General features: G+C 41.0%; 21 protein-coding genes. 11 read left to right on the top strand and 10 right to left on the bottom strand.

Annotated elements, in window-relative coordinates:
• Positions 1–121 precede the first annotated feature (121 nt).
• From ULO1_RS14750 to ULO1_RS07950, 7 genes are all read right to left on the bottom strand, one after another.
• Entirely contained in the window at positions 122–286 is a 165-nt protein-coding gene (locus tag ULO1_RS14750) for a DUF6011 domain-containing protein (RefSeq protein ID WP_159446858.1), read from the bottom strand.
• Positions 255–485 carry a hypothetical protein gene (locus tag ULO1_RS07970; protein WP_079933347.1) on the bottom strand — a complete coding sequence of 77 codons (231 nt, stop codon included), beginning with the start codon at positions 483–485 and terminating at the stop codon, positions 255–257. Before ULO1_RS07970 ends, ULO1_RS14750 begins: the two co-directional genes overlap by 32 nt.
• 13 nt (positions 486–498) lie before the next feature.
• Positions 499–1029: a DNA-binding transcriptional regulator gene (locus ULO1_RS07965; RefSeq protein ID WP_079933346.1), complete on the bottom strand. Its 531-nt coding sequence runs from the start codon at positions 1027–1029 to the stop codon at positions 499–501.
• A gap of 74 nt (positions 1030–1103) precedes the next feature.
• The gene (locus tag ULO1_RS07960) at positions 1104–1445 is read right to left on the bottom strand and encodes a hypothetical protein (RefSeq protein WP_079933345.1); all 342 of its coding nucleotides are present in this window, start codon (positions 1443–1445) and stop codon (positions 1104–1106) included.
• Complete coding sequence (locus ULO1_RS14745) at positions 1417–1584, bottom strand: hypothetical protein (RefSeq protein ID WP_159446857.1); 168 nt, start codon at positions 1582–1584, stop codon at positions 1417–1419. Before ULO1_RS14745 ends, ULO1_RS07960 begins: the two co-directional genes overlap by 29 nt.
• A gap of 4 nt (positions 1585–1588) precedes the next feature.
• The gene (locus ULO1_RS07955; protein WP_079933344.1) at positions 1589–1894 is read right to left on the bottom strand and encodes a hypothetical protein; all 306 of its coding nucleotides are present in this window, start codon (positions 1892–1894) and stop codon (positions 1589–1591) included.
• A 13-nt stretch (positions 1895–1907) separates the two neighbouring features.
• On the bottom strand, positions 1908–2120 hold the full coding sequence (locus ULO1_RS07950; RefSeq protein ID WP_079933343.1) for a helix-turn-helix domain-containing protein: 213 nt from the start codon (positions 2118–2120) through the stop codon (positions 1908–1910).
• A 128-nt stretch (positions 2121–2248) separates the two neighbouring features.
• On the opposite strand from ULO1_RS07950, the gene ULO1_RS07945 reads away from it, so the two are divergent.
• Both ULO1_RS07945 and ULO1_RS07940 read left to right on the top strand, forming a co-directional pair.
• Positions 2249–2554, top strand: coding sequence for a helix-turn-helix domain-containing protein (locus tag ULO1_RS07945; protein WP_079933342.1), 306 nt, complete (start codon positions 2249–2251; stop codon positions 2552–2554).
• Positions 2555–2556: 2 nt separating this feature from the next.
• Positions 2557–2895, top strand: coding sequence for a hypothetical protein (locus tag ULO1_RS07940; protein ID WP_079933341.1), 339 nt, complete (start codon positions 2557–2559; stop codon positions 2893–2895).
• A 30-nt stretch (positions 2896–2925) separates the two neighbouring features.
• On the opposite strand, the gene ULO1_RS07935 is transcribed toward ULO1_RS07940, so the two are convergent.
• Positions 2926–3123 carry a hypothetical protein gene (locus ULO1_RS07935; protein WP_079933340.1) on the bottom strand — a complete coding sequence of 66 codons (198 nt, stop codon included), beginning with the start codon at positions 3121–3123 and terminating at the stop codon, positions 2926–2928.
• An 88-nt stretch (positions 3124–3211) separates the two neighbouring features.
• On the opposite strand from ULO1_RS07935, the gene ULO1_RS07930 reads away from it, so the two are divergent.
• Positions 3212–3526 carry a hypothetical protein gene (locus ULO1_RS07930; RefSeq protein WP_079933339.1) on the top strand — a complete coding sequence of 105 codons (315 nt, stop codon included), beginning with the start codon at positions 3212–3214 and terminating at the stop codon, positions 3524–3526.
• Positions 3527–3626: 100 nt separating this feature from the next.
• Here ULO1_RS07930 and ULO1_RS14740 read toward each other — a convergent pair whose 3' ends face one another.
• Together ULO1_RS14740 and ULO1_RS07925 are read right to left on the bottom strand one after the other, a co-directional pair.
• Positions 3627–3779, bottom strand: a complete 153-nt coding sequence (locus ULO1_RS14740; RefSeq protein WP_159446856.1) for a hypothetical protein — start codon at positions 3777–3779, stop codon at positions 3627–3629.
• Between the two features lie 12 nt (positions 3780–3791).
• Positions 3792–4019 (bottom strand): helix-turn-helix transcriptional regulator, encoded by a 228-nt coding sequence (locus tag ULO1_RS07925; RefSeq protein WP_079933338.1) that lies wholly within the window; start codon positions 4017–4019, stop codon positions 3792–3794.
• Positions 4020–4169: 150 nt separating this feature from the next.
• Between ULO1_RS07925 and ULO1_RS07920 the strand changes: the two genes are divergently transcribed.
• The 8 genes from ULO1_RS07920 (at position 4170) to ULO1_RS07885 (ending at position 9875) form a co-directional block, all read left to right on the top strand.
• Positions 4170–4649 carry a helix-turn-helix domain-containing protein gene (locus tag ULO1_RS07920; RefSeq protein WP_159446855.1) on the top strand — a complete coding sequence of 160 codons (480 nt, stop codon included), beginning with the start codon at positions 4170–4172 and terminating at the stop codon, positions 4647–4649.
• Positions 4650–4685: 36 nt separating this feature from the next.
• Positions 4686–5648: a DNA cytosine methyltransferase gene (locus ULO1_RS07915; RefSeq protein WP_079933336.1), complete on the top strand. Its 963-nt coding sequence runs from the start codon at positions 4686–4688 to the stop codon at positions 5646–5648.
• On the top strand, positions 5645–6502 hold the full coding sequence (locus tag ULO1_RS07910; protein ID WP_079933335.1) for an NgoMIV family type II restriction endonuclease: 858 nt from the start codon (positions 5645–5647) through the stop codon (positions 6500–6502). The genes ULO1_RS07915 and ULO1_RS07910 overlap by 4 nt, the downstream gene beginning before the upstream one ends.
• Before the next feature lie 102 nt (positions 6503–6604).
• Entirely contained in the window at positions 6605–6913 is a 309-nt protein-coding gene (locus ULO1_RS07905; RefSeq protein WP_079933334.1) for an ImmA/IrrE family metallo-endopeptidase, read from the top strand.
• A 102-nt stretch (positions 6914–7015) separates the two neighbouring features.
• Positions 7016–7540, top strand: a complete 525-nt coding sequence (locus ULO1_RS07900; RefSeq protein ID WP_079933333.1) for a DUF4352 domain-containing protein — start codon at positions 7016–7018, stop codon at positions 7538–7540.
• Between the two features lie 17 nt (positions 7541–7557).
• A complete protein-coding gene (locus tag ULO1_RS07895) occupies positions 7558–7911 on the top strand; it encodes a DUF4064 domain-containing protein (protein WP_079933332.1) in 354 nt (117 codons plus the stop codon).
• Between the two features lie 220 nt (positions 7912–8131).
• Positions 8132–9280 (top strand): XRE family transcriptional regulator, encoded by a 1149-nt coding sequence (locus tag ULO1_RS07890; RefSeq protein ID WP_079933331.1) that lies wholly within the window; start codon positions 8132–8134, stop codon positions 9278–9280.
• A complete protein-coding gene (locus ULO1_RS07885; protein ID WP_079933330.1) occupies positions 9267–9875 on the top strand; it encodes a DUF4411 family protein in 609 nt (202 codons plus the stop codon). Before ULO1_RS07890 ends, ULO1_RS07885 begins: the two co-directional genes overlap by 14 nt.
• Positions 9876–9940 lie beyond the last annotated feature (65 nt).

Raw genomic sequence — 9940 nt, 5'->3', positions numbered from 1 at the left:
GACAGTTAGCCCTCTGTATGGCACCTTGTGCCTCTCTGTTGATTCTGATATAATTAAGTTGAGGTATTTTCTTAAGCCGTGCTTTCTAGTCGGCTTTTTCTTTTTCTGGTTAGTTTCAAACCTATCCCCTCCAACCTACCAGCTCAGCTACTAAATCCAGCAAACTCTCTTCCTGATCCTGCTTTTTCACTTCACCCTTGAGCAGCTTTTTGTAGCAGGTTTTGCCATATCCTAGCTTGATTGATTTTTCGTCCTTAAGCGTACGCCCGCAAGCCCCGCATTTCATTGTCATCAACCTCCTCCTTGGGACCACTAAATTCGATTACATAATAAGGCCGTTTATTGTAGTAGATGGCCCTGATTTGTACCCGGGAATAAGCCTTGCTGTATTCCTTTGCCACAACTTCCGCACATGATTTTTGCGGTATCGGCAGAGTCCAGCTTGTCCCGGTCATTATCGCAATCCGGATAATGTCAATGTCCATGAGAATCACTTCCTTAATATGCGGCCAGCGCCGCTTTTTCTCTTACATAGCCGCGTTCGCGGCATTTTTTATTGTGGGCATCAATAAGCTCTGCAACGTCCACCATACGGCCCAGGGCCAGTTTGAGAACCTCTATTGAGTGTTCAACATCCAGAAACTCTTGAACCACTTTCCGGAATTCCTGCCATTCTTTATCCTGGAAATCGTCACGTTTCTTTTTGTTTACCACTAGCCGCAAAGCCTTAGCCATTACTTCCCGGGCCTCTTCCAATTCTTCGGACAGCTTTAAAACTACATGTGCCAGGTCAGTATTTACCGCATCCAGCACCTCATAACTGTAGGCCCGTCCTATAGCGCATACTCTGCGGCAATATCTCATTGTCAGCTCCGGCTGTCGATAAAACCGGGCCATCCCCAAAACTATTTCCGGATTAGGCACTACGTCCCCTAATTCGTAAGCCCGCAATGTCCTAATGCCGATATGCAACCTCTCTGCAGCTTCTTTTTGCGTCAATCCTGCCGCTTCCCGTGCTTGCATGTACATTCCCCTCACCTCCTCCCTGGGATAAAATGTAATTGTATCCCGCCTCAATTGCCGGCCTCGCTTCCGGCGCTTACTTAAATGATGTACTTTATCAGGTACCTGACCGCAGTGGCCAGTGTTGTCGCATCAACCGGGTTGTCTAGCTCTAGATACTCCATGATATCCCCTGCAGTACAGTCAGCTCTTACAATCCCGCAGCGGCTGAAATTCGGCACCGACACCAGGTAGCCTTTATGAGTCTCCGCAAGGTACACGTCTAACCTTGTACCCCGCCCGCTGACAATGAAACTGTTGCCCATTCTCTCAATCCGCACTGGCCAGCTCTCTTCCTTCCGCTGTGCCACTATGTTAGCTAATAGCTCTCTCTGATTAGCCATCCTGATCTGCTCAATCAGCAACACCTTTACATCCTTCATGCTTGTCCCTCCCTTCTGCTTCTTCCTCCAGTTTTTTCATCAGGGTTTGGATCACAAAACGAATTGCCTGTCTAATACAGCCTTCATCCTGGTCAACTGAAACTACTGATAACGTGTATTCCTGCGGTTTCCTTTTCATCTCTTCACCTCCAATTTGGCCAGTTTTGAATAATCTCCAGTGCAGGCTCTACATGTTCTTCGGTAAACTGGTTAGCATAGCGCACCCTTAGCAGCCACTTCACATCCTCCATGATCCTGCGTTTAAGGGCCTGCCTGGCAAATCTCGAAGAAGCATTCGGCTCAAGCTCACAAGCCCTTTTGCTAATTGCCGCCTGGATCTTCTGGTGTGCTGTAATACTTGGTTTGCTGAATAGCTGCGCCTTCAACAATTCATTCTCTCTTTCAAGCTCCCTAATCCTGGCTGTTAGCTCCTGTATACTCGCTTCCATCTCCTCACCCCCTTCACGCCGATTTATCCTTTGGGCCGTCCTCAATGAGCTCTGCTACTGTTACTCCCAAGGCTGAGGCAAGTTTATCCAAAATAGTCAGAGTCGGTTGCTTAGACCCGGCCTCAAGTTCACTGATGTATGCCTGAGATACACCAGATAATTCTGCCAATCTTGCCTGACTTAATCCAAGAGTTTTTCTGACAGCCTTTAGCCTTGCACTAAACACAATATCACCTCCTCCATCTTTAATATATCGCTATTGCTTTGTATTGTCAATAACTTTTGCGATTGTTTCCATAAAAAAATTTGTGTGCTATTATAGCTATAGTGATAATTCTAAAGGGGGCTATACTTTTGGATATATCAGAAAGAATCGTCCATTTAAGAACATTGCGTAATATAAGCCAATATAAGCTCGCCAAAATATCTGGAATATCCCAAGCTGGGTTAAGTGACATAGAACTCGGCAAGAAACAACCAACTGTCCAGACGCTTGATAAAATATTAAAGGCACTGAATGTTTCTTGGGCCGAATTCTTTTCCGAAGAAACTCCGGACATGCCTCCGGATCTGCGACAGTTACTCCAGGAGGCTGAATCCTTAACTCCTGAGCAAAGACAGCTATTGACTGCTTTCCTCAAAAGTCTGAAAGGAGATTAATTATGAGTGAACAATTGCTGAAAGAAATCTTGAGCGAAATTAAGGCCATTAAAACTGATCTTACTGAGTTTAAAACAGAGACAGGCAGCCAAATTAACCATCTGGCGGAACGAATTAACAGAATCGAACAGAACATGGCCACTAAAACTGATCTGGAAAGTATCCTGGCCGACCAGCAAAAAGATGTTTTAGCCATTTTGCGAGTAGTCAAAAGCCAGTTGGAAGAGCAATCCCGAACCAGCAATGACAGACTGGACAGAATTAGCATGGACATTAACTACCTGGTTCGGAAAACTGCAGAGCATGAAAACGATATCCTTGCACTGAAAAGGGCTAAATAAGATTCAAGGGGGAGCAAATTTTAAAGATGACTAAACCTTTACCTGCTTCTCACCAAAAGCTTTAATAATGATATTGATAAACGTATAAAATTCATCTACGGTTAAATCCAAGTCCTTAACTACATCCATTACTGCATTAACAGATACTTTAACCTGCTGCTCATCTCTACCTTCTTTGACCAGATGGAAAATATTTATAGAGTCATCTGGCACTAAAATCTTCTTCATTCAAAAAAACCTCCTCGCATAGTCTTTCCTGCTCCCCCAGCCTTTCTAAAAACTTGCGTCTGATTAGGAGCCTGAAAGGAGATTGATCATGGAAAATAAGATAGACATGCTCCTTGATTATGTCGCACAAATTACCCAGGAACTTACGGATATCAAGAACACCCAACAGCAGCACTCTCAACAACTTTCTGCAATACAACATTCTATTGCTCGCATCGAAAATGAACATGGGGAAAAGATTAATGCCCTGTTTGATGGCTACTCTATGCGCGGCGACCAAATTGCCCGTCTGCAAGAACATCTTGATGAACGCCTGGATGCAATTCAAACTGACTTGTCCTATATCGTCAGCAAAATTGCCCAGCATGAGAGAAAGTTTGTCCGGCTTAATGCAAAAGGTTAAATGAAAGTAGAATGATTATTGCCTAGACTCGATGCCAAAGAGGATTGCCACAGCGGCAAGCCGTCTGAGCCCAATTTACAAAAACCAGGGTACCAACAGCCTAATACATAAAAGCTCTAATCATATCTGAATGTTTGACCTTTTTCTCAGCCTCAACACGCCTTTGTTCTAAAAGGTTTATATAGTTAGTAATTTTTCTAATCTCTGCAAGTATCTCTTCCAGTAGTATGTTCGTCCGTTCAATCGTCTCCATCCTCCTCACCTCCTACCCCGCCTTGGGTTTTTGTTCTGCATGATTGACAGCATCATCAAAAAAAATTTCCTCTACTTTGCATCCAAGGGCATTTGCTATCTTTAGCATAAGTTTCCCGCTAACATTGTACTTCCCGTTTTCCAGATCGGACAAATATGGTCTGCTTATCTTTAATATGCTTGCCAATTCCTCTTGTGTCATGCCAAGCGCCTTTCGCTTTAAGGCAATTAAATTCCTCATCAACCGCACCCCCTCTCATCTGTTCTGCATTCCTTACATGTAAAGCATAACATACATTAATTTAGGCTGTCAAGTATGTTTTACAAAAAAAATTACGATTTACGTATGGCATGTCTTACATTCATGTTAAAATGTACATGGAGTGATTTTATGGATAAATTAGGAGAATACATAAGGAATAAGAGGAAAGAGCGCGGACTTTCTCTGCGTGAATGTGCTCGGTTGTGTGATATAAGCCATTCATATTTGGACAGCTTAGAGAAAGGCAAGGATCCCAGAACAAACAAGCCAGTCTCCCCAACAATCGATACATTAAAAAAAATATCTAAAGGGCTCGGTGTACCAATAAAGGAGTTACTTGACGCCGCAGATATAAACGTTGATTATCTACCTGACGACCCCTCCATCCCCGACCTGGAGGAGATAGAAGCGGCTACTGCTCGCGCTGAAAAGATGATTGCTGAGGCCATCGCCGACGACCAGGAGCTACTGGAATTCTGGCAAGATTTAATTAAGCGCGATGATCTGCAATTGCTCTTTAAGCAGGTCAGAGATTTGCCTCCGGTTACAATCAAAAGAATAATTCGTTATATCAAGATGGTTGAGGATGAGGAAGCCGATGAGTATTAGCAATGATTTCACTAGCACTTGTATGGGAGTGAGAATATGTTTTCTATAGAATTATGTGCTGGTGCAGGCGGACAAGCCCTCGGACTTGAGCAAGCAGGGTTCAATCATCTTGCTCTTGTAGAAATTGATGCCACCGCCTGTTCTACTCTTAGAACTAATAGACCGTTTTGGAATGTGATTGAAGGTGATCTACATGATTTTTCAGGAAAAGAATATCAAGGAATAGATTTAGTTGCAGGAGGAGTACCCTGTCCTCCCTTTTCTAAAGCCGGTAAACAACTTGGCGAAAAAGATGACCGCGATTTGTTTCCGGAAGCATTAAGGATAATTGAAGAGATACGACCCAAAGCTGTAATGTTAGAAAATGTTAGAGGGCTATTGGATGCAATTTTTGACGACTACCGCAATCAAATAATTCACACTATTTGTAAACTAGGTTATGTTGTTGATTGGAAATTATTAAATGCATCAGATTTTGGAGTGCCACAATTGCGCCCAAGGGTCGTTATTGTTGCTATCAGAAACGACTTAGAAATTGACTTTAATTGGCCAAAACCTAATGAGCTTTGTCCACCAACAGTAGGAGAAGCGTTATATGATTTAATGGCAGAAAAAGGTTGGAAATTAGTGGATAAATGGCGTGAGCAAGCAAATGATATAGCACCAACCATAGTAGGTGGTTCGAAAAAACACGGTGGACCTGACCTTGGGCCAACAAGAGCAAAAAGAGCATGGGCTACACTTGGAATAGATGGACATGGTATTGCAGATGAGCCTCCCGGGCCAGATTTTGTGGGGATGCCGCGCTTAACTAATAGAATGGTTGCTCGGCTACAAGGCTTCCCAGACTCATGGAGTTTTTGCGGGAAAAAGACCTCAGTATATCGTCAAATAGGCAACGCCTTTCCCCCGCCCGTTGCTCAGGCTGTTGGATTGCAAATAAGAAAATGTTTAGAGAAATCCATAAAAACTAAATTAAAAAGGATAAATGTGTCATGAGTATAGCATTTATAACTGCAGCCCGAAAAAAATATCATGCAAATCTTTTGAATTCAGTACTCACTATAAACAGTCACGGTATACCATCTAATGCAGATAAAGACAGTAAATTGTCAGTAAAAATTGCTAGACAAATAGCAGAGATTCTTGAATCCTCAACTGGCGAGAGGCTTGCCGGACAAACATCAGGAAGTGCTTTTGAAGCTATAAACGCTGAATTTATAAGAGAAACTTTTTTATCACTGAAACATATTAGACCAGGCCAATGGGAAATCATTAAAGTTGGTAACCGTAATAGAATGGCAATTGCTGAATACGAACAATACGCTCATCTGATTGAATTAGATCACGCCGCAAAAAGCAATCCACAACTTGCTGCCGCTTTAGGTAATGATTATACAATTTCCCCTGATGTAATTATAGTTCGCCACTTATTAAGTGAAGAAGAAATCAATGAACCAATGTTTTTTGTGGATAGAAAAGTGTCAAGACGTACAGCAATTCGAGCCATTAATGGCGGAAAACCATTGTTGCATGCAAGCATCTCATCCAAATGGACAATACGCTCCGATCGTAGCCAAAATAGCCGTGCTGAAGCGCTTAATTTAATTCGTAATCGTAAAGGGCATTTGCCACATATTGTTGTAGTTACTGCTGAGCCGTTACCAAGTCGGCTTGCTTCTATAGCCTTGGGTACTGGTGATATAGATTGTGTATATCATTTTGCTCTAGATGAATTAAAACAAGCTGTAGAAGCAGCTAATGCAGAAGATGCTTTGGAGATGCTTAATATTATGATAGAAGGGAAAAGACTCAAAGACATTTCAGATCTACCATTCGACCTAGCCATCTAAGTCTATAAAAAATAAACTAACCCGCTACTTGTTAAAAAACAGGTAGCGGGTTTCATGCTAATTTATGGTTTTCGACATTTTTCAACAAAAGGTGACAGCAGCATGGTTAATATGAAAGAGATAAGCGAATTATTCACTGGTAAAGCAGTTTGTCATGCGGTTCAGCTAGGACCTGGCATTGCTGGATTTGTTTATAAGTCCAGGAAAGGGGTCTATCATATCTTTGTTAGCGAAGACCTATCCCCAGAAGGACGAAGGCATATCATCTTCCATGAGATTAACCATATCCTAAAAGATATGCCGGTCATCCCCTATGTAATCGGGGTCGATATGCAGCGATATTTAATAGAGAAAAGCGCAGAAAGATTCGCTAGAGAAGTTGGACTGGTCTATTTGGCTGGATCAGGATAGTTTTTGAAATAATATCTTGGCCAAGCTTTTGAAGGAGGTGGTGATTATTATTAATACATAATTAGAACAGCAATATCATTAAAAATTAAGGGGGTAAAGAGAATGAAAAAAACTTTAGCTACTATTATTCTTCTTATTGGGTTATTAAGCGGTTGTGGGCAAACAATTACACCTGAAAAGGTTGAACAACAGCCTGGTAATGCACAAAACCAATCAACCCAAGCCCCTATAAAAAATGAGCCAAAATATTTCAAAGTTGGCGAAAAGGTTAAAATGGGAGATTTGGCCATTACAGTCAACTCAGTAAAAAAATCAAATGGCACTCAACTTTTTAAGCCAGAATCAGGTAATATATTCATTATTATTGATGCAGCTATTGAGAATTTAGGCAACGAATCTGCCGCACTTAGTTCACTAATGATGTTCAAGTTAGCTGATTCAGAAGGTTATTCTTATAATCAAACAATTCTTGATAACGTTAAAGGAAGTTTAGATGGCGAGGTTGGACCAGGAAGAAAAATGAGAGGCGAAATAGTATACGAAGTCCCTAAAAAGGCTCAGGGATTAGAATTTATTTTTGAACCTAATTTACTTGGATTTGGACAAGCAATATTTAAACTGCAATAATTAAGGAGGTCATTTTTGTGAGTAGAACAGCAGAATTAATATTAGGTTTATTGGGTGGGATTTTGGGACTTATAGCTTCATTTATTGCTCTATTTATCGGAGGGGTTGGTTCTGCATTTAATGCCCAAGGAGCAGGAACAGTAGTAAGTTTAGGATGGAGCGCCGCATTATTGAGTATTTTAGCTATAGTTGGATCTGTAATGGTCAAAAGTAAGCCAAAAACTGCCGGTATAATGTTTTTGATTGCATCAATAGGTGGAGTAATCTCAATATCCGCTTTTTACATAATTCCTGGCATATTAATATTTATTGCAGGAATTATGGCATTAGTTAGAAAAGATAAAAACAAACAAGAGATTAATGTTAATTAGTTTGTTCCCCAGGATATGAAAAGTACCACTTGAAGTGATAAAGAAAGCTGTTGAGGAATTGCATAATGGCCACATCAGCTGGAATTTCGAACCATTAGCAGAAGAATATTGGGAAAGCAAAAGAAGAAACGCAACGTAATATGTATGTTGTTTGTGAAAAATAGTAATGGTATTATGTTAGTGAGAAGGCTAATTTTATCGCTTAAAGGAGGGAGCAAAAGTGGCAATTCAAGTTCCAATAATACCAGAAACCCTCCGCTGGGCAATGAATTGGGCAAACCTTAAGGAAGAAGCACTTGCTAAGTCCTTAAATGTAAGACCAGAAAAAATAAGGCATTGGCTTAATGGAACTGAAAAGCCAACATATAGCCAGGCAAGGAAGTTAGCTGATTTATGTCATATTGCTTTTAGTCAACTTCTTTTACCGCCACCAGAACAAATAGAATTACCATTGAAAGATTTTCGGCGTGGATTAAAAAAAGGAAACGAGCCAAGCCAAGAGCTTGTCGAAGCAGTATACGATGCATTGCGAAAGCATGATTGGTGGCGTGAATACCGCCGTAATACGCCTTTGCCATTTTTCCAAAATTGGCTTTCTAATCAGTATGAGGTAGAAACGATTAAACAAGCTATTTTACAGATAATCCCTATTCAGGAACTGCAAAGAAATGCCCGGTCTTGGCAGGACTTCCTCAGACTGGCAGTTGAGAAAATAGAAGACGCCGGGATTTTGGTCCTCCGTCAAGGCTACGTAGGCACAAATACACGCCGTGTCTTCGACCCTAAAGAATTTTCAGGGTTTGTAATCGCCGACCGTGTTGCACCTATTATCTTTCTGAACACCCAGGATCCTTTAGTGCGGCAGATATTTACTCTAATGCATGAACTTGTCCACGTATGGATTGGTGAAAGCGTTCTGGACGCCGAACTTGAAGATTCGCATGAACCTGATGAACACTTAGAGCGCTTATGTGACCAAGTGGCTGCTGAACTTTTGATGCCTGAAGCGGACTTCAAAAATGCTTGGAACGGAGAGCCATATGAGCAAGCCCAAAGAGCAGCCAAGGTATTTAAGGTAAGTGCATGGGCAACATTGAAAAGGGCATTAGAGCTAAACCTTATTTCCTATGATGAATATGCTAAAACCTTGCAACAGATACAAAAGAATAATAGTAAAATGAAGCAACCAAAAGGAAGTGGCAATTTTTGGCTTACATTTGAGATTAGAAACAGTAGAAAATTTGTACGCACCGTACTTGATGCTGCTCTTTGCGGCGAAATTAGCTCTAAGGAAATGGCTTCGTTATTAAATTTAAGGCTACCGACAGCAATGGCCTTCATGGAGAGATCGGCTTATGTACCTTCTTGATTCTAATGCTATCATCACTCCGTTCCATAAGGCACAATGCTCAGCTTTAAGCCTTGCTTTACATCATAATGATATCAAAGAAACAATTGAATGGCTTAAACATTGGTACACAAAAGGTTTTTCTTCTGGGAACCTAGTAATCACTAGAGAGGTTTATGATGAAGTAGTAAAAAAATCTAATAGATCTGATAAGTCGTCAAGAGTTGAAAAAGACCTACTTAAGTCACTTCACGAAAGAGGCAAAATCAGATTATTAGAAGAAAACGAAGCTTTTTTCAATGTTCTGGCTGATATAGATAAATATGTAAGAAGCAGCTATGAACTCCATCAAGCAGAAAATTTCTTAAGAAAAGCCGACCCTATGCTAGTAGCTATAGCCAAAATCCACGGGGCAACACTGGTTACAGAGGAACGACATTTTATACCAGCAAGAGATGAAACTAATGGTCGGATACAGGGTGAACCGAGATTGCCATTTGTGTCGGCAACATTCAAAGTTAAGTGTACAAGCATATTAAATATTATGTTGGCGAAACATCGAGAGTGGGACCAACTTTCTGAACATAAAGATACCAAAATAGTAATAAAAGCATAAAAATGGAGCTCTGTGCTCCATTTTTTGTATACGTAACCAAGTAAACCAGCAATTAGCCAAGCCAT

The sequence above is a fragment of the Carboxydocella sp. ULO1 genome, assembly GCF_002049255.1.
Classification (GTDB): Bacteria; Bacillota.
Note: the sequence above shows the minus strand (reverse complement) of the source record. Positions and strands in the feature narration are given on the sequence as shown.